We start from the raw sequence: 23,104 nt of genomic DNA on the forward strand, positions 1-23,104 counted from the left end.
AGTTCCTAGAGCAAAGCCAGCACGACAAGGGCCGCGCCGCAGACAAACATCGCCCGCCGATAAAGAGCAAGCCCCCGATCCAATGTCTGGACCTGTGGATCAGGCGCGCCTGCGTTGACCCATGGTTCATCCGCGACGCGGTCGCCGTAGACGCGTGGACCGGACAGACGGACATGCAATGCACCTGCCAGCGCGGCCTCTGGCCAGCCCGCGTTGGGTGATCGGTGGTGGCGGGCATCCCGGAGAAAAACGCGAAGACTGCCCAGCAACCTTTTGGACGATATGGCAAAAAACAGCCCGGTAAGCCGTGCCGGTATCAGGTTGACCAGATCGTCCAATCGAGCAGCCAGCTTGCCAAAGTGTTCATACCGCGCATCGCGATGGCCGATCATGGAATCCATCGTGTTGATGGCCTTGTAGGCCGCAATCCCCGGCAAACCCGCGACAACTCCCCAGAACAGCGGCGCGACAATCCCGTCAGAGGTGTTTTCAGCCAGGCTTTCCAGCGCGGCCCGTGCAACGCCCGCCTCATCCAACTGGCGCGTGTCACGGCCGACAATCATCGACAATGCCTGCCGGGCCCCATCCAGATCGCCGGCCCGTAAAGGATCACGGATTGCAGCCACGTGATCGTACATCGATCGCAACGCAACCAGCGGCCACGCCAGCACCCCCAGGATCAGGAGCGCGCCCCAACCGTCCGGCAAAAAGCTCTGAACCAAAAAAGTCGGCACGAGGACCGCCAACAGGACCACGCCGACCGTGAGCGCCCCCGCCCACAAGCGCCCGGTTTCGCTTCCTTTATTCCAGTGCTTTTCGCACCATGAAATCAGCGCGCCGATCCAGACGACCGGATGCGACAGCCGCTGAAACAGCGCCTTCGGCCAGCCAAACGCGGCATCGAGGGCAAAGGCCACAACCATGATCACGGCACCGGTCATGCCTGTCCTCCGGTCGAAAACCGAAACACCTCGGTCAGTCCGGCCTTGGCAAACTGGGCTTCCGCGCCGACGGGAATGCCCCCCGGCGGAAAGATCAGGACCCGCGCCGGACCGGTATGCGCCCGCGCATGCCCAAGAGCCCCAAGGGTTATTGCCAGCCGGGGCATGGGGTCATCCGATGGTCCGCGTAGTTCCGTGCATCGCTCGGCCGACAGGCTCGCCAGTCGCGCCCGTTCGGCCAGATCCGCACCACACCACGCAGAGACGAGATCGGACACATCGGGAAACGCCGTGTCCTGTGGATCCGTGCGCTGTGGCGGTCCCCAGAATCCGCCAAGCAGATCACAGGGGGGCACGGGGTCAAGCGGGCGGATCACCTCGGCCCGGCGCGGCGCCCAGAGCAGACGGTCGGGATGCGGGTGCATCAGCGGGTCACTTGCCCCTTCAGCAGACAGACAGGCCCGCGCGATCCCGTCTTCATCCGCGCCCGCCAGACGCGCGAGGGCAACAAGGGCGGCCGTGGACATGCCCGCGCCGCCGCCGGGCGGCAGACTGGGGAACAGGTCGAACCGTCCGACCGGCGGCAAGCCCAGCGTTTCCAGACAAATCGCTGCCTGCGCTTGGTTCAGCACCAGGGTAGCGCCGTCAATCCGCAACGGCCCATCATCCAGCCGCCCGCCCGTTACCCCATGCGCGGGACACATCAGCGTCACAAGCGCTAGTGGACCGTCCGGCCCCAGCCGCCCCTGCAGCCATTCCCCAAAGTGCCCGGCCACAAAAACCATGCGCTTACAGCGGACGCCAGTTTGTGGCGATCACGGACAGGCCCGTCTCATGCGCCCGGAACCGCGTCACCGACCATGGTGCAATCTCAAATGCCAGCGCCTCCGGCACCGACCCAAGTGCAAGCGCCAGCGTTGACCGTACCGTTCCCGCATGGGCGACGACGGCAACGGGGCCGTCTTTCCGCGCCTGCCGTGCTAGCGCGTCAAGCGGCTGGCGATGGCGCGCGACCATATCGGCAAAGCTTTCACCCCTCGGCGGGCGGTGATCGGCCAATTCCTGTGCCGTCAGCTGGCCGATGTCCGGGACCTGCGAATAGGGCAGTCCTTCGTGCGCGCCAAAATCCTGCTCCCACAGGCGGTCATCCAAAACCGGTGTTCCATCTGGCCACAGGGCAAACGCGGTCTGGACGCAACGCAGCGCCGGACTGCAGACGTGATGTGTGACGCCCGACACCAGCTCTTTTAACGGGGACCAGACCGCCGGATCGCCAAGGATCGCAGGCACGTCCCGACGCCCGCAAAGCCGCCCGCCGTGGTCGGCGGGGGCGTGTCGAATCAAGAGTAGTTCAGAGGCGTCAGGCGGCGTCATTTCGGGGCTTTTCAAGCAGATCGGAACATGCTTTGTCACGACCGCATGGGAAAGTCGATCCTCATCACCGGCGGGGCGCGCTCTGGCAAAAGCACACTGGCCGAGCGCATGACGCTCGAGCTGGGGCAGCCCGCGATCTACATCGCCACGGCCGAGGCGCATGACGCCGAGATGGAAGCGCGGATCGCCCGGCATCAGGCCCGCCGCGGCCCGGAATGGCAGACCATACACGCGCCGACCGATTTGCTGGGCGCGCTGGAACGCACTGATCGCGGTGCGCCCCGTCTAGTGGATTGCCTCACGCTATGGCTGACCAACCTGATGCTGTCCGGCGCGGACTGGCAAGAGCCGGTAGAACGCCTAGCAAAGGCCCTGCCCGCCCAGACGGCACCGGTGGTTTTTGTGACCAATGAGGTCGGCGCCGGCATCGTACCGGAGAATGCCCTTGCCCGCGCCTTTCGGGACGCGGCGGGACTGACCAACCAACAGATCGCGACCGCGTGCGACGAACTCTGGTTCTGCGTCGCGGGCCATCCACTGAAAGTGAAACCTGCATGACCACCTTGCCGCTCGCGTCATTGGACGCAGTGATCTCTCTGGACCTTCCCGCCTTTGACTTGGCCGCCGCCCAGGCCGCACGAGCCCGTCAGGCACAACTGACCAAGCCGCCGGGATCGCTTGGCCGGATGGAGGAGCTTGCGGAGTTCATGGCAGGCTGGCGCGGCACCGAGCGGCCGCAGATCGACAAGGCGCAGGCGCTGGTCTTTGCGGGCAACCACGGTGTCTGTGCGCAGGGCGTGAACCCCTTTCCGCAGGAAGTCACCGTCCAGATGGTGGCGAATTTCACCGCCGGCGGGGCCGCGATCAACCAGTTGTGCAAGGCCGCGGGGGCCGAGTTGGACGTGATTGCATTGGACCTCGACCGTCCGACCCGGGATATCACAGAGGATGCGGCGATGGATGCGGCGGAGTGTCTAGACGCGATGCAGCGCGGCGCGGCTGCCGTCGACCGGGACGCCGACATCCTGTTGTTGGGTGAGATGGGGATCGGCAATTCCACCGTGGCGGCAGCGCTTGCGCTGGCGGCCTATGGCGGGTCGGCGCAGGACTGGGTCGGCCCCGGCACCGGATCCAACCCCGAAGGCGTCGCGTTGAAGGCGCGGGTGATCGAAACCGCCGTTGCCCGCCACCGCGCGCTGTCGCCCATGATGCGGCTGGCCGCCCTGGGCGGGCGTGAGCAGGCGGCGCTGTGTGGTGCCGTGCTGGCAGCGCGCATGGCGCGGATCCCGGTCCTGCTGGACGGGTTCATCTGCACCGCCGCCGTCACCCCCCTGCATGCCGCCCTGCCGGACCTGCTGTCGCATTGCCTGATCGCCCACCAAAGCCGGGAGCCGGGCCACCGCCGCCTGGCTGAGGCGATGGACAAGGCTCCGCTGCTGGACATGGGCATGGCGCTTGGCGAAGGCTCTGGCGCGGCCCTGGCATTGCCGCTGATCAAGGGCGCGCTGGCCTGTCACAACGGCATGGCGACCTTTGCCGAAGCAGGCGTGTCGGGCGCATGACCCTGCGCCGCCGTATGAACGAGATGCGGCTGGCAATGATGATGATGACGCGCCTGCCCATGGGGCAGCTGCGCGTTCCGGTGCCGACATTGGCAGAGGCGCGGTGGGCCTTTCCGCTGTGCGGTCTGCCTGTCGGGCTCCTGGGCTGGGCCGCATTTGCCCTTGCGCAGAGTATAGGGCTGGCACCACTGGTGGCAGCACTGGCTGGCTTAGCGGCGATGGCCACCGCCACCGGCGGTTTGCATCAGGACGGTCTGGCGGATTTTGTCGACGGCATGGGCGGGCGCGACCGGGCGCACCGGCTGGAGATCATGCGCGACAGCCGGATCGGCAGTTACGGGGTGATCGCGCTGATCTTTGTGACCGCATTGTCGGCGGGGGCCTTTGCCACAATGCCGGTCTCGGCATGGGCGGGTGTTCTGCTGATCGCGGTGAGCAGCCGGTTGGTCATGCTGGTGGTGCTGGACAGCCTGCCTGCGGCCCGCCCGGATGGATTGGGTAAGACGGCGGCAAATGCAGGCGCTTCATGGAGGGCATGGCTGCCCGGACTGCTTGTTGTTTTCGTACTGGGGGCAGTACTGGGCGTGGCCGCCCTGACCCCGATCCTGGCAATCATGACGGCCGCGCTTTTCGTGGCTTGGCGCGCAAAACGACTTCTGGGAGGTCAGACTGGTGATGTCCTTGGCGCGGTGCAATTGACCACTGAATGCGCCGGATGGCTGGCGCTATCCGCGGTACTATAGGCTCACTGCTGCACCAACCGGCTTGCGGCGCGCAGCGTGCCACCGCCGACCACACCATCCAGACCGCCCTCATACAAGCCGCGATCCTGCAGAATGCGCTGGAATTCGACAGCGGTCGGCCTGTCCCAACCGACAACGCGACCGTCAACCCGACCCCGGATCTCGTTGACCGAAATCTTGCCGCTCTCGATGGCCTGCACGTATAGCGAGGCCGCCTGAACGGGGTCGTAGTCGACGCCTTCGCCACGCTCATAGAGAAAGCCAAGTGCATTGATCGCCTCGGGGTCGCCGCTCTGGGCAGACCGACGGATCAACGCCGCGCGCTGCACCGGATCCTTGACCGGCCCGTTTTCGGAATACAGCTGTTTCAGCGCCCGCGACGCGTCCTCATTGCCCTGTGCAGAGGCCAGTTCCAGCATCTCCGCCGCCTTCACCACGTCCGGCAGGCCCAATTCGCTGGCAAGGCTGCGCGGGATGTTGTTGGGCTGCATATAGATCGCGGCCAGCCGCAACTGGGAAAAATGGTAGCCCTCGTTGGCGGACTTTTCCAACAGGTCGATCATCTGGCGGAAATTCCGTGACGTGCCCCGCCCGACACCGGCCATCATCGCCAGAGTGGCCATCGCGGGCAGATCGCCCGCATCCGCCGCCGCGCGATATTCGGCCACGGCCTTCTTGTGATCCTCGGTCACGTCTCCGGTGCCGAAGTTGTAATAATCCCCCAGCTTGGTGCGCGCCGCGACCACCCCGGCCTCTGCGGCAAGGCCAAAGACCTCGAAGGCCAGCGCGTGATCGCCATCGGCCTGCATCAATACCGCGACCTGAAACAGGGCTTCCGGATCCGGGTCCGGCCCGATCACCGCGCGTTCACAGGCCGCCCGCGCGCTGCGCACCGCCCGGAAATAGGTGCTGACCGCGTCCTTGCTGACCGGAACTTCGGCGGTGGCGGGGCCTGCCAGTTCACGGCAGAGCGCGGCGGCATCGGACTGCCCTTCGGCCTGCGCTGCCAACGGCGCAAGCGCGCCAACCAGAATCAATTTCAGAAGATTTCCTTTAGAACGGTACATTCGCGCGTTCCCTTCAACTTTTCGACGTTTTTTCGCCTATGGCTGCTCAGGATGTTGCCCAAGGGCCAGTCTACGCGAAAAACCGCCAATGATTGCCTTGGCAAATTGACTTAAATCAGGACTTACCTTTTCATTCCAATCGGATGAGATCAAACCCTATCGACTGAAGATCTGGTGCATGACCCCTTGTGCGGCCACGCAGCCACAGACGGCTTGCGGCTCGGGCCGGCAGCTTCTCGCGCATGCAGCGTGGGTGCGCGCTTTACGTCATTGTTCCATTAAACCTTCGCGAATAGGAGGCAGGGCATGACGCAGGCACATCACTCCGAGAGCAACATCCCCGCGGATCGCAAGGGCTGGATCTCCACACTTGACCGCATGACCCGCAATCCGCGGATTTTGTCCGTGGCGCTGGGCTTTGCCGCGCTGAATGCCGCGGCAGCCGTTGGCGTTCTTGTCATGGCTCCTCAACCGCAGGCCCCGGCAAACGCTGCCGCGCCACAGGTCACGATGGCACGGCTGGCCCCGGCGCAGCCCCGGCATCGCGTGATCGTCGGTAACGTGGTCCGCCGTCTGCCCCGTGCACAGACATGGTATCCGCCGCACATGCTGCCTTCGGGCGGCAACATGGCCACCGCACCGGATCAGCCGCGCATCGCGCCCGTGGCGCTGATGTCGCCTGGCGCTGACAGCGTCCCCCGGTTCGACAAAGCGCCCGCAACCCCGCTGCCGGAGGCGCTGACCGCCTCCCTGCCGCGCGTGGTCTCACCGCAGCCGGACCCGCAGGTCAAACTGGCGTCTCTGACACCGGAAGAGGCGCTGACATCCACGCCGATCCGTCCGCGTGCCCGCCCCGAACTGGCCGATATCGCCCAGCAGGCGGACCTGAACGAGATCAATCAGCTTGCGGTTTCGCTGCGCCCGCAGGTTCGTCCGGAGGGACTTTTGGTGGCCAAAGCGCCCAGCGAGCCGCGTCAGGCTGATGCAACCGAATTCACCACCCTCGCCGCCCTGCCCCGCGGGATCGACCGTCCGGTCAGCGGCGCGACCTGCAACACCCGCCTGACCCGCGCCATCCCCAAGCGCAAGGGCAGCGCAAAAGGCGGCAAGGCGGTCATGGCGGGCCTCATGGGCTCAGGCGGGACGACACGCGACAGCGCCGTTGTGCGCGAGGTTCTGGCCGGCAACACGCCGTCCTTCCTGCGGGATCTTGTCCCGGTCGAAGTCAATGGACGCGCCCGCGACGGATCGCGGACCAGCATCGTCTTCTGCGTCATGCCCGACTATCTTGCCGTTGGCAGCGATCGTGATTTTATCCGCGTTCCCATGGGGATGCCCGCCGCCTCGCAAATTGCAGCAAGCTTTGACATGCTGCTGCCCACCCGGCAGATGGTCGACCAGATCTATCGTGCCGCCGATGTCCGCGTCGCGCCCAAGCCGATGACACCCGGTCCGCAGATGTCGTCGACCGATTACCTGGTACGCCACAACAAGACCGTCGAGGGCCAGATCCGCGGCGCTTCGGTACAGGGTCAACTGGCCTCCGGCCACAAGAAGGACCTTGTGCTGACCAACCGTCTGAACAGCAACCGGGGCCGCGTGGCGATCTACGGCTGGCACCGTACCAACGGCAAGGCGATCCAGCCGTTGAGCACCGTGCATGGCAAGAACTACGCCGATTACAGCCACGGCGTCCGCCTGATCAGCCAGACCGCCTATCTGAACGGTCGTCCGGTCCGGCTTGCCGATCTTTTTGCGGATCCGACCTATGCGGAACTGATCAGCGATGAAGGTCCGATCCGCGCCGCGCAACTGCAACTGGCCAGCGCGCGCTGATCATTCGCCACTTCTCCACGTCGTGGAAAAGGCCCCCCCCCGGGCCGCCGGCCCCGGTTTCGGCCTCAGGCGCGCGCCAAAACGGCGAGTCCTGGCGGGGGGGGGGTTCGGGGCTGCCGAGGTGATAGTTGTGGTGGCTGTTCTTGGCCAACACCCGCGAGCCATGCCAATACGGGGCGCGCCAACGGCTCCAGTGGGTATGGGCACGCACCTTGTCCCAGATGAACCAGCTGCCCTTCATCTCTGTCACGCCCAGCTTCTTGCTGCCACGGCTTGCCATCTGGTCCGCCGCCAGCGGCAGGTTCATGTGCTCTGCCGCATTGCCGTCGAGGTCATAGACCCCCAAGGGGCTTTTGCAGTTCGGAAAGCTGCCGACCGGATAGGTGTTCGACCCGCAACCATTGAAACTGCCGCCGTTGCAGCTGCCGTTCTTGAAGCTGCCGGTGGCGCAGACGCCGGCTTTCCAAGTCGGGCCGATGCTGTAGCGCGCGCTTGACTGGTACTTGGCGTTATGCGCGGCGCGTGCAGCCTGCACGCTCATGCCAAAGAAGTAGTCCGGCGGCGTCAGCGCCCCGTGAGAGGCCCCTTCCCACTCATGCGCGTCGCCGATGCGCTTGTCCTCGGCCCAGCACAGTTCTGCCGCCTCATTCGCGCGCACCCATGTCACCGGATAGGCCAGCGGCACGTTCGGGTATTCGAATATGTCGGCGCAGACCTTGGCATCCTCCGGCTTTTGGGTCGCCGGATCATAGAGGGGTGCCATGTATTTCTCGCCGCAGATCTTTTCGAACTGCGCGTTGCGGTAGAATTCCAGCGCCGGTGCAGGCAGTCGCGCCTGCGCCTGTTGCGGTGTCAGAGGGTGCTGGGTGATCGCCGGGTTGCCCTGCCCCATCCAAGGCGCGGCGGCAAAGATCCCGCGGATGCGCTGCAGTTCGGCATCCGTGACGCCGCGCGCATCCTGCATCTGGCGGAACATCGCCTCGTTGTTCTGTTTCATCGTCTGGGCCACGGCCCCGGTCGCCGTCATCCCGGCGGCAAGCACCGCCGCCAGGGCTGCGCCACGCATCAAAAGTCGTCTCATCAAATGACCTCTCACTTTCTCAGCAGGTAGATGAAATCACGATTGTCCGGAAAGCCGACGAAACGCGGGATCGGCGTGCCGTCGCGGCGCTTGCTGTCGATATCGGCCATGCCACGTACAATGTGATGCGGGATCACATCGCCGTTTTCCTGCGTGTAGACCGCCATGTAGGTGTGCTCTTGGGAGTTCATGTCCAACAGCATTGCGTAGTCGCAGCCATAGGACTGAAAGGTGCGCGCCATGCCAGAGGGCGTGACGGAAGAGAAATAGGCGTAGATCAGGAAATTGCGATCCGCCGCCCGCTTGAAGCAGGCCCCGCCGCGCAATGTGCGTAGGTCTGCGTCTGCCGAACCGGACCAGTTTCCGCCCAGCCAGCTGCGCACCTGCGCGCCCGGCACACCGTTTTCGATCAGCGGCACACCGTTCTGGCGGGCATATCGGATGCGCGGCAGCAGCTTGGCGTCGGCTTCTGTCCAGGTGCGCATGTGAATTGACCCGTCATCCAGGACAAAGATCGTCGACAGATCCGGCAGCAGCTTGGAAAAGACGACGCCTTCGGAAACGAACCCGTAGTGGTGGCCGCCGTTGGTCGACGCCATGTTGGTCGCGCGAAACGCCCCGTGGCTGCGCTTGAACCCGGATGCAAAGGTCGCCGCCACGCGTTCCGTCTTGGACGGACTCAGCATTCCGGTTCGAACCAGCGGATTGGAATTGTCAAAGCCGTCCGGCCCCGGAATGCGGTAGTTGATGCCCCCGGCCGCCGCCGGGCGCTGCGACCAGTCAAGGCGCGGGTGATCGGTGCCGGGTTCGAACCCAAGGTCGAACTGCTCCAGATCGAAGGCCACGAGATAGACATCGGCACGGCGTTCGACCCCGTCCAGCCCGTGGGTTTCTCCCGGGCGGCCAAGGATGTCGTTCGAGATCATGCCGGGCTGCATCGCGCTGGCGTAGACGCCGGGCACGTCGCGCACGGCGTACCAGCTGCCCGCCTCCACGCGTCCGCCTTCAGCCCCTTCGAGGTCGAAGTTGAAGTAGGTCTGGAAAACCGGCGCGCCTGACAATTGCGCGCGGCCAAGGGCCTTGACCGTTTCACCGGCATCCGCGCCCTCGATCACCGGGCCGGAATTCATGAAGGCGTCTTCGTAGAAGGTGCCCTTGATCAGACCGACGATGCTTTCCCCGAAAACCACGTGGTCGCGCAGGAATTCGGCTACCGCCTCGCGGTTGGTCGAGTTGCCCTTGACCTGGTTGCGCAAGAATACTCGCTCTTCGCAGAGCGGCGCATAGGGCAGCCCGCGATACTGCGCTTCGTCCAGTTCGGGACTGCGCCCGGACCACGGCGCGCAGCGGTACTCCCCCGCCTCTCCCTGCACCACCAGTTCCGGCTCCGGCCCCGACGACAGGCTGAGCGTGGTGTTTTCGGGATCGGCAAGTTCAAGGTGGAACTGGCGCGTCGAGCCCCAGAACCCTTCGGAACTGACGGTCAGCAGGTACCAGGAATTCACGCCCGGATTCAAAGAGATCAGCTCGAACGCGGTGCCATCGGCGCTTTGGGCGGATTGGGTATAACGGAACGGCTGCACCTCAAGGATGCTCTTGCGCCGGACCTCGTTGTACTGCTCCATCTGCAAGGCAAGCGTGACGGCATCCGGTTTACCACCGGCTTCGGCCAGAACGGGTGTGGTTTGAGTTGAAACAGCCAGCAATGCAGCGGCGGATAACGTCCTGAAATTGGTCATGGGTCGCACGATTGTCCTCTCGCGTTGTCCCGGGAAAGCGGTCCCCCGCCCCCAAAGGAAAAGTCATATATCGAAAGTCCGCAAGGTCAGGTATTCCGCCACACGCGGCAGACAGCGGTTGCTAATGAGACAATTGACAACCCGACAGACGTGATGGCAACCCCTCTGTGCCAGCTTGGCTAACGTCAGTGCAGAGAGGTCACAGCAACTCCTGCGGGGCGCTTCAAATCCCGGCGAGACGCCCGGATTGTCGCCAAGGGGCCACCGCCGCCTGTCAACTTGCGCCGCATGCGCGTCGTGGTGAAGGACGATGCGAGAGGGGCCTGACCGACGCCCCCAAAAAGATCACGTTTTTGTCGGCCTCACACGGCGGCAAATGCACGGGATTTCAAACGGTTAAACGCCGCCTCTGCTAACCATAGCCTCCGGCTATTTGCGCTGCTCCACTGTCCGGGCTTTTGTGCGGCAATCGCATCAGCCTGGAGAAACGCGCTATGTCCCCGATCCTCAGAACCACCGGTCTTGCCACGATCTTTGCGGCCACCCTTGGCGCCGCCGCATGGGCAGAGGTGGAAATCCGCCTTGGCCACGTCCTGCCCGAAGGCCACAGCTGGCACATCGCCGCGACAGGCTTTGCCTCCGATGTCGCAGAAGCGACCGAAGGCCGCGTCACCGTCAACGTCTTCCCCTCGGGCCAGCTGGGCTCGGAAAAGGACGTGATCGAAGGGCTGCAGTTCGGATCGGTTCAGGCCGGGATCATCGGCAGCGGTTCGTTCCAGAACATCGAGCCCAAGCTGGGCATCATCGAAATGCCCTATGCCTGGACCTCGCGTGAGCAGGCCTTTACCGCGCTGGACGCCGATCTGGGCGACGCGCTGGAAGACCTGCTGGAAGCGAAGGGAATCGTTGTTCTGTCGTGGTGGGAAACCGGATTCCGCAACATCACCAACAACAGCCGCCCGATCGAGAAACCCGCCGATCTGGCCGGTCTGAAGATCCGCGTGACCCCGGACAAGGTGCGCCTTGCCGCGTTCGAAGGTCTGGGCGCCGAACCCGCGCCGCTGGCCTTTGGTGAGCTGTACTCGGCCCTGCAGCAAGGTCTGTTCGACGCACAGGAAAACCCGCTGTCGATCATCGACGCCGCCTCGTTCTTCGAAGTGCAGAAATACGTCTCGAAAAGCGAACATATCTTTGGCGCGGCCAGCCTTGCGGTTTCCGCCGCGACTTGGGGCAAGATCTCTGACGAGGATCAGGTGATCGTGCAGGATCTGGCGCAGGAATGGGCCGAAAAGCAGCGCATCATGGCCGCTGACGCGGAGTCCGAGCTGGTCGCGGTGCTGGAAGGCAAAGGCATGTCGTTCAACGAGGTCGACAAGGCGGCCTTTGTCGCGGCGGTTGCCCCGGTCTGGGAAACGCAGGCAGAGGTCTTTGGCGAAGAGCTGATGTCCATCCTGAACGCGTATCAGCAATGACGGCAAAGCGTCCGGAAGTGAAGCAAGTTGCATCGGTCGAGCCGGTGCAACTTTACGACTTTAGCCAGAAGGTGCTGTTTTCGCCCGCTGAACGCGGCGAAGGCTTTCTCAAACTCACCGTCACGACGGGCAAGAAAGGCGCACGGTCGCAACCGCACAGCCACCCGCGCGACGAGGTCACGCTGACACTGCGGGGCGAGGCCGTGCTGCGCGCCAGTGGTGAGGAATTCCACATGACCGCGGGAACGGCCCTGCGGCTGCCGCCCGGGCTGGACCATGAGGTCGAGGTGCTTTCCGACGAATGGGAAGTGGTCGCCGTCTATTGCGACGAATGCATGTTGTGCCGCGGCCCGAACGGGAGTTTCGGCCATGACTGAAACAGGAGCCGCCGCGCGCATCGGCGCGGCGATCGACAGGGGCGCGCGCTGGATCGGGGCCGCGATGTTGCTGACCTTTGCGGTCATCGTCGTCTACGTGGTCTTCTCGCGCTATGCGCTCAGCCACACGCCCCGCTGGGCCGAGGAACTGCCGCGGCTCCTGCTTGTCTGGCTGACTTTTGTCGGTGCGATTTCCGGCTTCTGGCGCGGTACGCATTTCCGCGCCGGCCTTGCGGACCTGATCTTTGCCGCGCCAGCGGTCCGCCGCATCGTCACCCTGCTGGCCGCTGCCGCCAGCGCCGCCTTCCTTGCCGTTCTGGGCATCAACGGCTGGCGTCTGGCACAGATCACATGGTCGCACAGCACGACGGCGCTGGACCTGCCCGTTGGCCTGTTCCACATCGCCCTGCCCGTCACCTGCGCGCTGTCGCTGGTCGTTCTCATGCTGGGAGGGTGGCGCAAATGAGCTTGGCTCTTGTCCTTCTCTTGGTCGTTTTCGCGGTTCTGGTGCTGATCGACGCGCCGATTGCAGTCGCGCTTGGCCTGTCGTCGGTCCTGTACCTGCTGATCGCCGATACCGCCCTGATGATCGTCGTCGCCCAACGCGCCGTCGCCGGGATCGACAGCTTTACCCTGCTGGCCATCCCGCTGTTCCTTCTGGCCGGGCTGTTGATGGCCCATGGCGGTCTTGCGCCGCGGATCATCGCGCTCTGCGCCGCCATTGTCGGGCAGCGCACCGGCGGAATGGCGATCGTGATGATCGTGGCCTGCATGTTGTTCGGATCCCTCTCCGGGTCCGGCGTGGCGGACGTTGTCGCCATCGGAACCATGATGATGCCCGCCATGCGCGAGCGGGGTTATGATCCCGGCTTTAGCGCGGCGGCCTTGGGGTGTGCAGGATCGCTGGGCACCGTCATTCCGCCATCTATCGTGCTGATCGTCTATGGCACCGCCACCAATTCTTCGGTCGGGCAATTGTTCATGGGGGGCATTGTGCCCGGCATCCTGCTGGGTTTCGGGCTTATGTTTGTCGCGTGGTTCCAGTCCCGCCGCAACGGCTGGAGCGGGGGCGAGCCCTATGATCCCGCCCGCCTGCGCGCCGCTGCCAAGGATGCGGGCCTGGCCTTGCTGGCCCCCATCATCATCGTAGGTGGCATCCGCACCGGAATCTTTACCCCGACAGAGGCGGCAGGCATCGGTGTTGCCTATGCGCTGTTCATTGGCCTGTTTGTCTATCGCAGTCTGACCCTTGGCAGAATCGCGCGCCTGTTACGCGAAACTGCCGAAGGCACCGGCGCAATCCTCTTGGTGATCGCCGCCGCGTCGGTCTTTGGTTGGATCCTCGCCGCCGAGCAGGTGCCTCAGATGGCCGTCGATGCGATTTCCGGCGCGACCGAAAGCCGGATCGTGGCGTTGCTGTTGATGATGCTGGTGCTGATCGTGCTGGGAACCTTCATGGAAAGCATCGCGATCATTCTGATCCTTGCTCCTGTGTTCCTGCCGATCCTCAGCAAATACGGCATCGACCCGGTCTATTTCGGGATCCTGCTGACTGTGAACCTCGCTATTGGTGCCAACACACCGCCGCTGGGGATCGATCTGATGGCGGCCTGCCGTGTCGCTGAAATTCCGCTCTCGCGCGCGCTTCGGCAATTGATGCCGTTCCTTGCCGTGATGCTTGGCGTGCTGATCCTGCTGATCCTCGTGCCGCAACTCGTGACGGGTCTCTCTGCGCTCCTTTCCTGAGCTTCGGGACCAATTTGAAAGGAAAACTGATGTCCATAACCGCTGATACACGCGCCGATCTGGCGCGGTTCTGGTCCACGATCGAAGCCTCGGCTGAGATCGGCAAGGGACGTCCCGGTGGCCTGTCGCGGCTGACCCTGTCGGACAGCGACAAAGAGATGCGGGACCTGTTCGTGTCGTGGTGCAAGGAAGCGGGGTTAAGCGTCGAGGTCGACGAGTGCGGGTCGATCTTCGGCCGCCGCGAGGGATCGGAGCCCGACCTGCCGCCGATCCTGATCGGCAGCCATCTGGACACGCAGATCAACGGCGGCCGCTTTGACGGGATCGCGGGCGTTCTGGCAGGGTTGGAACTGGTCCGTTGCCTGAACGACGCGGACCATGTCACGCGCCGCCCCATCGTGATCGTGAACTGGACCAACGAGGAAGGCGCGCGGTTCTCCCCGCCGATGGTGGCCTCTGGCTGTTTTGTCGGCAAATACACGGTGGATTGGGTGCATGACCTGATCGGCGACGACGGCGCGCGGTTCGGCGATGAGCTGGAGAGGATCGGCTATAAGGGTGAGAAGCCCTGCAAGGCGGGTGAGATCGACGCCTACTTCGAGCTACACATCGAACAGGGACCGATCCTTGATTCCGAAGGGCGTGAGGTCGGGATCGTCACCGGCGGTTACCCGGTGCGCGGGGCGCGCGCGTCCTTCACCGGCAAGACCGCCCATACCGGGCCGACCCCGATGGACCTGCGCCACAACGCGCTGGTCGCCGGCGCGCGCTGGCTGACGGCGGTGGACGATATCGGCTGGGACTACGCAGTGCATGACGGCAAGGCGACAGCGGCGCGTTTGACAGCATGGCCGAACAAGCCCGGCATCCTGTCCGACACGGCCGAAGCGGTCTGCGACGTGCGCCACCCCGACCCGATCACCACCCGCGTCATGGCCGAAAAGATGCGCCGCGCACTGGGCGAAAGCGCCGCGCGGGCGGGCTGCGAGGCGAAGATCGAGGATGAATGGGAATGGGGCGGCGACATCTTTGACGCCGAATTGGTCGACAGCCTGCGCCGTCAGGCGATCCGGCTGGGCACCAACTGGCGCGACATCGAAAGTCAAGCCGGGCACGACGCCTATTTCATGGCAACGCACTGCCCGACCGCGATGATCTTTGCCCCCTGCCTCAACGGGATCACCCACAACAACGAAGAGTCGTGTGAGCCGAAGGATTTCGAGCCCGCGCTGAACATCCTCCTGCATGCGGTGGTGGAGCGCGCGGACCGTGACTGAACTTCTGGATGCCAAAAGGATCGAGGCGGCGCTGGACTGGGACCGTTTGATCGCGGAACTGCGGCACTGGTACGTCGAAGGCGCGGTACAGGCACCCGAACGGCAGGTGCTGAAGATGCTGCAGCCCGACGGCAGCGAGGCCTCTCTGCTGATCATGCCAGCCTGGGTGCCGGGCAGCGCCATCGGGGTGAAGGTGGTGACCTTCTTGCCCGAAAACGCGCAGGCGGGACGCCCGACAATCAACGCAGGCTACCTGCTGTTCGACGGCGAAACCGGCCAGATGAAGGCGGCGATGGAGGCCGACGCCCTGACCGAACGGCGTACCGCCGCGGCCTCGGCGCTGGCGGCGGGCTATCTGGCGCGAAAAGACGCAAGGCGGTTGGTGATCGCGGGCACCGGGCAATTGTCCCGCGCCATGGCGCGCGCCCATGCCACCGTGCGCAACTACGACTCGATCTGGATCTGGGGCCGCAATGCCGACAGCGCCGAACACGTCGCGCGCGACCTGCGCGCCGATGGTTTGCCTGTCAGCGCTGTCACCGACCTGCAGGCGGCCTGCGAGACGGCGGATGTGATCTCGACCGTGACCGCCTCGACCAAGCCCCTGATCCGCGGCGACTGGCTGCGGCCCGGCACCCATCTGGACCTTGTGGGCGCCTTTCGGGAGGACATGCGGGAAAGCGACGACGCGGCGATTTCTCAGGCGCGGGTTTTTGTCGATACCCGCGAAGGCGCAATGCGCGCTGGCGACCTGTCGCAGCCGTCAGAGGTGGGCCTGTTCGACCCGACCCACATCGAGGCGGATCTGACCGAATTGTGCCGCGCGGAGCATCCGGGGCGTGAAAACGCCGACGACCGCACGGTGTTCAAGTCGGTCGGACAGGCGTTGACGGACCTGGCCGCGGCGCAGCTGGCGACGGCTCCGATGCCTCAAGGTACAGCGGCAAAATCTCCTGCGTGAGATCGATGAAGCGACGGTCGGCGGGGGTCAGGGCCTCCTCCGGCGCATGCACAAGGTAGACATCGGCCCCGATCGGGTGATCGGTCAGCTTTAGCGGCCAGAGGTTGCCCGCCGCGATGTCGGTCTGCACGGCATCGGGTGGCAACAATCCAATTCCCAATCCGGCCACGATCATCCGGCGCACTTCCCGCAGGTTGGAACTGGTGCCAGTGATCCGCCGCCCCAGATCGGCGCTGGCGCGCAGCACGGACATCGGCTCCAGCCCCATGCCCTCGGTCGCGCAGGTGAAAGAGATGAAGGGCTCCTGCTGCAATTCCAGCAGAGACACTTCTTTGCGGCCGAACAGCCTGTGCTCACAGCCGCAAAACAGAGAGAACTCCTCTCGGAACAGGCGGATCGAGGACAGGTTCAGCACCGGCTTGTTCAGCAAACAGATACCAAGGCCAACGTTCCCCTTGAGGATGTTGCGCACAATCTCATGGCTGTTGTGCACCTCCATGTGGAACCGCACGTTGGGATGGCGTTGGTGGTACAGGCGGATCATCTCGTCGATCATCGGCGACACGAGGTTGGAAATGATCTGTAGCCTGACCTCCCCCCGTTCATCATCCAGCGTATCCTCGACCAGCCGCCGGATGCGGCCCGCCCCCACGAACATCTCACGGCATTCGGCATAGACCTTGTCGCCAGCAAGCGTCAGCTCAAAGTTGCGGCTGTCGCGAAAGATAAGCTGGCAGCCAAGCTGCGTTTCCAGCTTTTGCAGGGCCGCGCTGACGGAGGGCTGCGAGATGCCCAGTTTCTTTGACGCCGCCGTGATGCTGCGTTCGCGCGCAATAACGTAAAAAGTACGCAGCAAGTTCCAGTTCAGGTCTTCGTCACTCAAGGGTCCTTGCCTCCGGCGGTTTTGCGGCTCAATACAGGCGTTCACTGGAGACGTCATACAGGATCATAGCCTGACCCTATGAAAGTCGTCAGATTGCCTATCTGGCAGGCAGTGAGGTTCAAGGATAGGCAATTCCTGCACAAATCGCAAAAGGAGCATCACAATGACCATCAAACGCATCGGGGTCGGCCCCCGCATGAGCCAGGCCGTGATTCACGGCGACACCGTCTATTTCGCCGGTCAGGTCGGCACCCCCGGCGCCGATGTCGCCACCCAGACGGCCGACTGCCTCAAGGCGCTCGAAGCCCTTATGGAACAGGCAGGAACCAGCAAGGACAAACTGTTGCAAGTCACTGTCTGGCTTGCCGATATGGCGGATTTCTCTGCCATGAACGAAGTCTACGACGCATGGATCGATCCGGCCAATCCGCCGACCCGGGCCTGCGGCGAATCCAAGCTGGCGACGCCCGAATACCTTGTCGAGGTGATCGCGGTCGCGGCGCTCTGAAAACAGGCATTCTGCCTTGCCCGCCGGGCTGTCTATTGCATGCATAGCCCGGCGCTATTTGACCCAAAGCCGCTTCCGCCGTCTGTATCCCCGCATCGAAACGTCCCGAACCGGACGGACAACAGGAGATGGGAATGCGGACCACATACCTCAAATCGATGGCCAGCGGCCTTGCGCTGCTCGCCGCTATCGGCCTTGCCGATCAGGCCCACGCCGGCAAGGCCGACAACACTCTGAACGTCGCCTTCGCGGCAGAGCCAGAGCCGCTGGACACCTACAAGATCGCCGGTCGTCAGGGGCTGATCCTTGCCCGCCACATCTATGACGGGCTGCTCTACAAGGATCTGGATACGGGCGAGATCAAGCCCGCGCTGGCCGAAAGCTGGGAGTATGTCGACGATCTGACGATGGAATTCACCCTGCGGCAGGGCGTGACATTCCACAACGGCGCGGCCTTCACCGCCGACGACGTGGCGCAGACGCTGAACACCGTCATCAAGCCGGAATATGGCTCCCGCTATTCGATCTCGGTCGACTGGATCGACAACGTCGAAAAGCTGGATGACTACAAAGTCCGCATCAACATGTCCAAGCCCTTTGCCGGCGCGGTCGAGATGCTGACTGACGCGCTGCCGATCTACCCGCATGAATATTTCGCCGAAAACGGCTCCGAGGGCATGGCCCGCGCGCCCGTTGGCACCGGCCCCTATCGCCTGACGGCGCAAGAACCGGGCGTTCGTTATGAATTCGAACGCTTCGAGGATCACTACGAAGGCAGCCCGAAATCTGGCGCCGCCATCGACAAGATCGTCGTGCGCACCATCCCCGAGATGAACACGCAATACGCAGAGCTGATGTCTGGCGGCCTTGACTGGATCTGGCGCATTCCCCCCGATCAGGCGGCCAAGCTGGAAAGCCGGGTGCAGATCATTTCCGCCCCGATCATGCGCATCGCCTATGTCGGTCTTGCCCCGACCGCGAAGGAGGGCGACACCCCCGTCGCCAACCGCGATGTGCGTCAGGCGCTGATCCATGCCGTCAACCGCGAGGCCATCGTAGATGCCTTTGCCGGTGGCGGCTCCAAGGTGCTGAACACGCCCTGCAACCCGGCCCAGTTCGGCTGCGCGCAGGATGTGGCAGCCTATGCCTATGACCCGGAAAAAGCCAAGGCCTTGTTGACCGATGCAGGTTATGCCGACGGCTTTGAGCTGGATATGGTGTTTTCCGCCATGCCGCGCCCTGTGGCCGAGGCGGTCGCCGCCGATCTGGCCAAGGTTGGCGTGACGCTGAAGCTGAACGAACAGCAGTATTCCGCAGGCGTTGGCCAGTGGCGGCAAGGCGAACTGCCGGCCTTCTTCTCGAACTGGGGAAGCTATGGCATCGGTGACGTCGCCTTTATCCTGTCGAACTTCTTCGGCGGCGGTGGCGACGATCTGGTGCAGGACGCTGAACTGGCCGAATGGTTGACCACCGCCGACACCTCGACCGACCGCATGGTGCGCGAAGAGAACTACACCAAGGCCGTGCAGAAGATCGCGGATCAGGCCTATTGGATGCCGATGTACAATTTCAACGTGAACTACGGCCTGTCCCCGGACCTGTCCTTCACGCCGCATCCGGATGAGTTCGCGCGTTGGTGGCAGGCAAGCTGGAAGTAACACTCCCCTTTCTTTCAGCCTGTCACCCGGCCGGGGGCCTGCCTTGCGCGGCCCCCGGCACATTTCGACCCCGCCCCGGGAGGTCCCCCATGTCTGCCTTTCTCCTGCGTCGCCTGATTGTCGCGCTCAGCGTCGCGATCGCGGTTTCCGCGCTCAGTTTCGCGCTGATGTTCCTGACCGGCGATCCCGCCATCGCCATCGCCGGGTCCGGCGGCCGGGCGGAGGACGCCGAAGCGATCCGCATCGCCTACGGTTTTGACCGGCCCTTTCTGGTGCAGTACCTGGACTGGATGTTTAGCGCGCTGACCGGGGATTTCGGCCAGTCGATCTATTTCAACATCCCGGTGTCCGAGATCATCGGCAATCGCCTGCCCGTGACCCTGACACTGGGTCTCATGTCCTTTGCCCTGGCGCTGGCGATTGCCGTGCCGCTGGGCGTTCTAGCGGCCTTGCGGCCCAACGGGGTGCTTGACCGCTTTGCCCTGCTGCTGGCCGTCACCGGGCAGGCGATCCCCAGCTTTTGGCTGGGCCTGATGGCCATCGTCATCTTTGGCGTCACGCTGGGCTGGGTGCCGATTTCTGGCGTGACCACATGGCAGGGCTATCTGCTGCCGATCATCGTTCTTGCCTATTCGGTCATCCCCGCGCTGATGCGCATCACACGGTCGGGCATGATTGACGTGCTGGGCACCGATTATGTGCGCACCGCCTATGCCCGCGGCCTGCCCGTGCGCACGGTTTTACTGCGCCATGCGCTGAAAAATGCGATCCTGCCGCTGATCTCGCTGGCGGCGGTGCAACTGGGCGTATTGTTGTCCGGCTCCATCGTGATCGAAAGCGTCTTCGCCATCAACGGCCTTGGCCGTCTGGCATGGGAGTCGCTCTTGCGCAGCGACCTGCCGGTCGTACAGGCGATCATCCTGATCCTGTCGCTGATCTATGTGCTGCTGACCACCTGCGCCGACATCCTCAATGCCATGCTCGACCCGCGCCTGAGAGGAGCCGCCAAATGAGCCTTGCCGACACAACTCCGCGCCCCACGCCCCTGTGGCGCAAGGCCACCCGCAACTCCGGTATCGCCATCGGTGGCAGCGTGTTGCTGCTGATGCTGCTCATCGCGGTGTTTGCGCCGCTGATCGCGCCGCATGATCCTTACCTGCAGGACCTGTCCAACCGCCTGCTGCCGCCCTTCTGGCATGATCGGTCGGAGCCCGAGCATCTGCTGGGCACCGACCACCTGGGCCGCGATTACCTGTCCCGCCTGATCTATGGCACGCGGGTGTCGTTGGGCGCGGGTGCAGGCGTTGTGTTGGTCTCTGGCATCATCGGCGTCACGCTGGGCCTGCTGGCAGGCTACTTCGGCGGCTGGGTCGATGTGGTCATCAGCTTTGTCATCACCACGCGCCTGTCCCTGCCTATCGTGTTGGTCGCACTTGCGGCGGTTGTTGTCGGGGGCGCGTCGCTGACCACCCTGATCGTGGTGCTGGGACTGCTGCTCTGGGACCGTTTTGCCGTTGTGACCCGTGCGGCCACGCAGAGCCTGCGCAATCAGGAGTTCATTCACGGGCTGCACGCCATTGGTGCCGGATGACCGCGCATCCTGTTTCTCGAAATCCTGCCCAACATGCGCAGCGCCATCCTTGTCGTCACCACGCTGGAGGTCGCCAACGTGATCCTGTTGGAGGCGGCGCTATCCTTTCTTGGCCTTGGTGTGCGCCCGCCAACCCCGTCCTGGGGTCTGATGATCTCCGAAGGGCGCGAAAATATCCTGTTCGACCCGTGGCTGATCAGCCTGCCGGGCAGCGCCCTGTGCCTGCTGGTGCTGGCGGTGAACCTGTTCGGGGACGGGCTGCGTGACCTGACCGGGACGGTCCGGAAATGAAGGACACCGAGATGACATCCGATACGATCCTCGACATCCGCAATCTGCGCGTTTCGATCCCCACCGACCGGAGCCTGCTGAACGCCGTTCGCGGCGTGGACCTGAGCCTGAAAAAGGGTGAGACGCTGTGCGTGGTGGGCGAATCCGGCTGCGGCAAGTCTCTGACCGCCACGGCGATCATGGGGTTGCTGCCCCGCCACGCGCGCCAGACCGCTGACCGGTTTGCGTTGATGGGACAGGACTATGCCGGGAAACCGCCGCGCGCGTGGTCCGGGCTGCGCGGGCGCGAGCTGGGCATGATCTTTCAGGATCCCATGAACTCGCTGAACCCCACGCTGACCATCGGGCGGCAGTTGACCGAGGGCGTAATGAACGCCGAAAGGATCGACCGGAAAACCGCCAACCGCCGCGCGGTCGAACTGTTGGACCGGGTCGGCATTGCCAACGCAGAGGCGCGCCTGTCGCAGTACCCGCACCAGTTTTCCGGCGGTCAGCGTCAGCGGATCATGATCGCCGCCGCGCTGATGGGGCGGCCCAGGCTGCTGATCGCTGATGAACCGACAACCGCACTGGACGTGACCATTCAGGCGCAGATCCTCGAACTGATCCGGGAGTTGCAGGCGGACCTCGACCTCGGGCTGCTGTTGATCACCCATGACCTTGGCGTTGTGGCCGCCGTCGCGACAGAGGTGGCGGTGATGTACGCGGGCCAGATTGTGGAACGCGCCCCGGCGCGCGATCTCTATGGCAATCCCCAGCACCCCTATACGCAGGGCCTTTTGGCAGCGATCCCGGTGCCGGGACGTACGGCGCGCGGCAGCCATCTGGCGGCGATCCCGGGCCGGGTGCCGGGGCTGATCGGCACGCTGGACGGCTGCGCCTTTCGTGACCGTTGTGACCGGGCACTACCCGCCTGTGCCGCAGGGCCAGTGCCGCGTGTCGCGCTGACGCCGGCACATCACACCGCCTGCCATGCCGCCGCGGCGGCGGGCACCCTGACAATAGAGGCCGCGCAATGACCACCCCCGCCATCGACCTGATCGCCCTGCGCAAGACCTTTCGCACGCGCGACGGCATGTTCGGCCCCGCGCGGGATCTGGTTGCCGTCGACGACCTGTCCCTGACAGTCGCCAAGGGCGAAACCCTTGGCCTTGTCGGCGAATCCGGCTGCGGCAAGAGCACAGCGGTCAGCATGATGCTGGGTCTGTCCAAACCGGACGACGGGCGCGTTGTGATCGCCGGCCGCGAAATCGCGCAGATCCGGGCCGCAGACCGCGCCCGGCTGATTCAGCCGGTGTTCCAGAACCCCAACGCGGCGCTGAATCCGGTGCGTCGGATCGGCGATCTGATCGGCCAGCCGCTGCGTCTATTGGGCGGCGGCGATGTCGGCCGTGCGGTGCCTCAGATGATGGACCTTGTCGGCCTGCCCGACCGTCTCGCCGAGGCCTACCCCGGTGAGTTGTCAGGCGGGCAACGCCAGCGCGCCGCCATCGCGCGCGCCCTGATCCTGCGCCCCGAGGTGCTGATCTGTGATGAGCCGACCTCGGCTCTGGACGTCTCGGTTCAGGCGCAGGTGATCAACCTGCTGATCGATCTGAAGGCGGACATGGACCTGACCATGGTCTTTGTCAGCCACAACCTTGCGGTGGTCGAACACCTCGCCGACCGGGTGGCGGTCATGTACCTTGGCCGCAAGGTCGAAGAGGCGCCGGTCGAGGCGCTGTTTGCCCGGCCCCAACATCCCTACAGCCGGGCGTTGCTGGCCTCGACACTGGCACCCGACCCGACGATTGGCCTGCAACCGCCGCAACTGGGCGCGACGCCAGCCGATCCCTTTGCGCAAAACGCGGGCTGCGCATTTGCCCCCCGGTGTCCCAACGCGCAACAGACCTGTCGCGACAAGACGCCCGTGCCCGGACATTCCGGCCGCGCGATGTGGTCCTGCCATTTCCCCGGCGTCCCTGCCCCCGCAGCCGTCCCGCAGGCCGTCTGAAACC

22 protein-coding genes and 1 pseudogene are annotated in these 23,104 nt (G+C 64.4%); 16 read left to right on the forward strand and 7 right to left on the reverse strand.

Going from position 1 to position 23,104, the window contains the following annotated elements:
* Positions 1-5 precede the first annotated feature (5 nt).
* From cbiB to ACTXGA_RS00620, 3 genes are read right to left on the reverse strand one after another with little or no spacing between them, the layout of a single operon-like run.
* Complete coding sequence (cbiB, locus tag ACTXGA_RS00610; protein ID WP_443391153.1) at positions 6-941, reverse strand: adenosylcobinamide-phosphate synthase CbiB; 936 nt, start codon at positions 939-941, stop codon at positions 6-8.
* Positions 938-1,726 (reverse strand): propanediol utilization protein, encoded by a 789-nt coding sequence (locus ACTXGA_RS00615; RefSeq protein ID WP_443391154.1) that lies wholly within the window; start codon positions 1,724-1,726, stop codon positions 938-940. The genes cbiB and ACTXGA_RS00615 overlap by 4 nt, the downstream gene beginning before the upstream one ends.
* Positions 1,727-1,730: 4 nt before the next feature.
* The gene (locus ACTXGA_RS00620) at positions 1,731-2,315 is read right to left on the reverse strand and encodes a histidine phosphatase family protein (protein WP_443391155.1); all 585 of its coding nucleotides are present in this window, start codon (positions 2,313-2,315) and stop codon (positions 1,731-1,733) included.
* A 45-nt stretch (positions 2,316-2,360) separates the two neighbouring features.
* On the opposite strand from ACTXGA_RS00620, the gene cobU reads away from it, so the two are divergent.
* From cobU to ACTXGA_RS00635, 3 genes are read left to right on the forward strand one after another with little or no spacing between them, the layout of a single operon-like run.
* Positions 2,361-2,873 carry a bifunctional adenosylcobinamide kinase/adenosylcobinamide-phosphate guanylyltransferase gene (gene cobU / locus ACTXGA_RS00625; RefSeq protein ID WP_443391575.1) on the forward strand — a complete coding sequence of 171 codons (513 nt, stop codon included), beginning with the start codon at positions 2,361-2,363 and terminating at the stop codon, positions 2,871-2,873.
* Positions 2,870-3,877: a nicotinate-nucleotide--dimethylbenzimidazole phosphoribosyltransferase gene (cobT, locus tag ACTXGA_RS00630; protein ID WP_443391156.1), complete on the forward strand. Its 1,008-nt coding sequence runs from the start codon at positions 2,870-2,872 to the stop codon at positions 3,875-3,877. The genes cobU and cobT overlap by 4 nt, the downstream gene beginning before the upstream one ends.
* Complete coding sequence (locus tag ACTXGA_RS00635; RefSeq protein ID WP_443391157.1) at positions 3,874-4,620, forward strand: adenosylcobinamide-GDP ribazoletransferase; 747 nt, start codon at positions 3,874-3,876, stop codon at positions 4,618-4,620. Before cobT ends, ACTXGA_RS00635 begins: the two co-directional genes overlap by 4 nt.
* A gap of 2 nt (positions 4,621-4,622) precedes the next feature.
* Here ACTXGA_RS00635 and ACTXGA_RS00640 read toward each other — a convergent pair whose 3' ends face one another.
* On the reverse strand, positions 4,623-5,687 hold the full coding sequence (locus tag ACTXGA_RS00640) for a tetratricopeptide repeat protein (RefSeq protein ID WP_443391158.1): 1,065 nt from the start codon (positions 5,685-5,687) through the stop codon (positions 4,623-4,625).
* 306 nt (positions 5,688-5,993) lie between these two features.
* Here ACTXGA_RS00640 and ACTXGA_RS00645 point away from each other — a divergent pair, with 306 nt between their 5' ends.
* A complete protein-coding gene (locus tag ACTXGA_RS00645) occupies positions 5,994-7,523 on the forward strand; it encodes a hypothetical protein (RefSeq protein WP_443391159.1) in 1,530 nt (509 codons plus the stop codon).
* On the opposite strand, the gene ACTXGA_RS00650 is transcribed toward ACTXGA_RS00645, so the two are convergent.
* Positions 7,468-8,604 carry an SUMF1/EgtB/PvdO family nonheme iron enzyme gene (locus ACTXGA_RS00650; protein WP_443391160.1) on the reverse strand — a complete coding sequence of 379 codons (1,137 nt, stop codon included), beginning with the start codon at positions 8,602-8,604 and terminating at the stop codon, positions 7,468-7,470. The two genes, ACTXGA_RS00645 and ACTXGA_RS00650, sit on opposite strands and share 56 nt — an antisense overlap.
* 11 nt (positions 8,605-8,615) lie before the next feature.
* On the reverse strand, positions 8,616-10,343 hold the full coding sequence (locus tag ACTXGA_RS00655; protein WP_443391161.1) for a hypothetical protein: 1,728 nt from the start codon (positions 10,341-10,343) through the stop codon (positions 8,616-8,618).
* A 494-nt stretch (positions 10,344-10,837) separates the two neighbouring features.
* Here ACTXGA_RS00655 and ACTXGA_RS00660 point away from each other — a divergent pair, with 494 nt between their 5' ends.
* The 6 genes from ACTXGA_RS00660 to lhpI are packed head-to-tail and all read left to right on the forward strand — an operon-like array spanning position 10,838 to position 16,176.
* Positions 10,838-11,815, forward strand: a complete 978-nt coding sequence (locus ACTXGA_RS00660; RefSeq protein ID WP_443391162.1) for a TRAP transporter substrate-binding protein — start codon at positions 10,838-10,840, stop codon at positions 11,813-11,815.
* A 17-nt stretch (positions 11,816-11,832) separates the two neighbouring features.
* Positions 11,833-12,192: a cupin domain-containing protein gene (locus ACTXGA_RS00665; RefSeq protein WP_443391163.1), complete on the forward strand. Its 360-nt coding sequence runs from the start codon at positions 11,833-11,835 to the stop codon at positions 12,190-12,192.
* Positions 12,185-12,658, forward strand: coding sequence for a TRAP transporter small permease (locus tag ACTXGA_RS00670; protein ID WP_443391164.1), 474 nt, complete (start codon positions 12,185-12,187; stop codon positions 12,656-12,658). Before ACTXGA_RS00665 ends, ACTXGA_RS00670 begins: the two co-directional genes overlap by 8 nt.
* Positions 12,655-13,938 (forward strand): TRAP transporter large permease, encoded by a 1,284-nt coding sequence (locus tag ACTXGA_RS00675; RefSeq protein ID WP_443391165.1) that lies wholly within the window; start codon positions 12,655-12,657, stop codon positions 13,936-13,938. The genes ACTXGA_RS00670 and ACTXGA_RS00675 overlap by 4 nt, the downstream gene beginning before the upstream one ends.
* 29 nt (positions 13,939-13,967) lie before the next feature.
* Positions 13,968-15,215 carry a Zn-dependent hydrolase gene (locus ACTXGA_RS00680; RefSeq protein WP_443391166.1) on the forward strand — a complete coding sequence of 416 codons (1,248 nt, stop codon included), beginning with the start codon at positions 13,968-13,970 and terminating at the stop codon, positions 15,213-15,215.
* Positions 15,208-16,176: a bifunctional Delta(1)-pyrroline-2-carboxylate/Delta(1)-piperideine-2-carboxylate reductase gene (gene lhpI / locus ACTXGA_RS00685; protein WP_443391167.1), complete on the forward strand. Its 969-nt coding sequence runs from the start codon at positions 15,208-15,210 to the stop codon at positions 16,174-16,176. Before ACTXGA_RS00680 ends, lhpI begins: the two co-directional genes overlap by 8 nt.
* Here lhpI and ACTXGA_RS00690 read toward each other — a convergent pair.
* Complete coding sequence (locus tag ACTXGA_RS00690) at positions 16,082-17,059, reverse strand: LysR family transcriptional regulator (RefSeq protein ID WP_443391168.1); 978 nt, start codon at positions 17,057-17,059, stop codon at positions 16,082-16,084. The genes lhpI and ACTXGA_RS00690 overlap by 95 nt on opposite strands.
* Before the next feature lie 163 nt (positions 17,060-17,222).
* Between ACTXGA_RS00690 and ACTXGA_RS00695 the strand changes: the two genes are divergently transcribed.
* The 6 genes and pseudogenes from ACTXGA_RS00695 to ACTXGA_RS00720 all read left to right on the forward strand — a co-directional run bounded on the left by ACTXGA_RS00695 (position 17,223) and on the right by ACTXGA_RS00720 (position 23,100).
* Positions 17,223-17,567, forward strand: coding sequence for a RidA family protein (locus ACTXGA_RS00695; protein WP_443391169.1), 345 nt, complete (start codon positions 17,223-17,225; stop codon positions 17,565-17,567).
* 134 nt (positions 17,568-17,701) lie between these two features.
* Entirely contained in the window at positions 17,702-19,225 is a 1,524-nt protein-coding gene (locus ACTXGA_RS00700) for an ABC transporter substrate-binding protein (RefSeq protein WP_443391170.1), read from the forward strand.
* A gap of 89 nt (positions 19,226-19,314) precedes the next feature.
* Positions 19,315-20,238, forward strand: a complete 924-nt coding sequence (locus ACTXGA_RS00705) for an ABC transporter permease (protein ID WP_443391171.1) — start codon at positions 19,315-19,317, stop codon at positions 20,236-20,238.
* Positions 20,235-21,107: pseudogene (locus tag ACTXGA_RS00710) on the forward strand (ABC transporter permease). Before ACTXGA_RS00705 ends, ACTXGA_RS00710 begins: the two are co-directional and overlap by 4 nt.
* On the forward strand, positions 21,104-22,126 hold the full coding sequence (locus tag ACTXGA_RS00715) for an ABC transporter ATP-binding protein (RefSeq protein WP_443391172.1): 1,023 nt from the start codon (positions 21,104-21,106) through the stop codon (positions 22,124-22,126). Before ACTXGA_RS00710 ends, ACTXGA_RS00715 begins: the two are co-directional and overlap by 4 nt.
* Positions 22,123-23,100 carry an oligopeptide/dipeptide ABC transporter ATP-binding protein gene (locus tag ACTXGA_RS00720; RefSeq protein WP_443391173.1) on the forward strand — a complete coding sequence of 326 codons (978 nt, stop codon included), beginning with the start codon at positions 22,123-22,125 and terminating at the stop codon, positions 23,098-23,100. Before ACTXGA_RS00715 ends, ACTXGA_RS00720 begins: the two co-directional genes overlap by 4 nt.
* The last annotated feature ends 4 nt before the right edge of the window (positions 23,101-23,104 follow it).

The sequence above is a fragment of the Antarctobacter jejuensis genome, from assembly GCF_052266595.1.
In the GTDB taxonomy this organism is placed as follows: Bacteria; Pseudomonadota; Alphaproteobacteria; order Rhodobacterales; family Rhodobacteraceae; genus Antarctobacter; species Antarctobacter jejuensis.

Bases quoted from the DNA above. Each gene is read 5' to 3' on its own strand.
- ACTXGA_RS00705 (WP_443391171.1), top strand. From the start codon at position 19,315: ATGTCTGCCTTTCTCCTGCGTCGCCTGATTGTCGCGCTCAGCGTCGCG.
- ACTXGA_RS00615 (WP_443391154.1), bottom strand. From the start codon at position 1,726: ATGGTTTTTGTGGCCGGGCACTTTGGGGAATGGCTGCAGGGGCGGCTG.
- ACTXGA_RS00700 (WP_443391170.1), top strand. From the start codon at position 17,702: ATGCGGACCACATACCTCAAATCGATGGCCAGCGGCCTTGCGCTGCTC.
- ACTXGA_RS00670 (WP_443391164.1), top strand. From the start codon at position 12,185: ATGACTGAAACAGGAGCCGCCGCGCGCATCGGCGCGGCGATCGACAGG.
- ACTXGA_RS00635 (WP_443391157.1), top strand. From the start codon at position 3,874: ATGACCCTGCGCCGCCGTATGAACGAGATGCGGCTGGCAATGATGATG.
- ACTXGA_RS00650 (WP_443391160.1), bottom strand. From the start codon at position 8,604: ATGAGACGACTTTTGATGCGTGGCGCAGCCCTGGCGGCGGTGCTTGCC.
- ACTXGA_RS00640 (WP_443391158.1), bottom strand. From the start codon at position 5,687: ATGTACCGTTCTAAAGGAAATCTTCTGAAATTGATTCTGGTTGGCGCG.
- cobT (WP_443391156.1), top strand. From the start codon at position 2,870: ATGACCACCTTGCCGCTCGCGTCATTGGACGCAGTGATCTCTCTGGAC.
- ACTXGA_RS00620 (WP_443391155.1), bottom strand. From the start codon at position 2,315: ATGACGCCGCCTGACGCCTCTGAACTACTCTTGATTCGACACGCCCCC.
- ACTXGA_RS00660 (WP_443391162.1), top strand. From the start codon at position 10,838: ATGTCCCCGATCCTCAGAACCACCGGTCTTGCCACGATCTTTGCGGCC.
- cbiB (WP_443391153.1), bottom strand. From the start codon at position 941: ATGACCGGTGCCGTGATCATGGTTGTGGCCTTTGCCCTCGATGCCGCG.
- ACTXGA_RS00695 (WP_443391169.1), top strand. From the start codon at position 17,223: ATGACCATCAAACGCATCGGGGTCGGCCCCCGCATGAGCCAGGCCGTG.
- ACTXGA_RS00715 (WP_443391172.1), top strand. From the start codon at position 21,104: ATGAAGGACACCGAGATGACATCCGATACGATCCTCGACATCCGCAAT.
- cobU (WP_443391575.1), top strand. From the start codon at position 2,361: ATGGGAAAGTCGATCCTCATCACCGGCGGGGCGCGCTCTGGCAAAAGC.
- ACTXGA_RS00720 (WP_443391173.1), top strand. From the start codon at position 22,123: ATGACCACCCCCGCCATCGACCTGATCGCCCTGCGCAAGACCTTTCGC.
- ACTXGA_RS00655 (WP_443391161.1), bottom strand. From the start codon at position 10,343: ATGACCAATTTCAGGACGTTATCCGCCGCTGCATTGCTGGCTGTTTCA.
- ACTXGA_RS00680 (WP_443391166.1), top strand. From the start codon at position 13,968: ATGTCCATAACCGCTGATACACGCGCCGATCTGGCGCGGTTCTGGTCC.
- ACTXGA_RS00675 (WP_443391165.1), top strand. From the start codon at position 12,655: ATGAGCTTGGCTCTTGTCCTTCTCTTGGTCGTTTTCGCGGTTCTGGTG.
- ACTXGA_RS00645 (WP_443391159.1), top strand. From the start codon at position 5,994: ATGACGCAGGCACATCACTCCGAGAGCAACATCCCCGCGGATCGCAAG.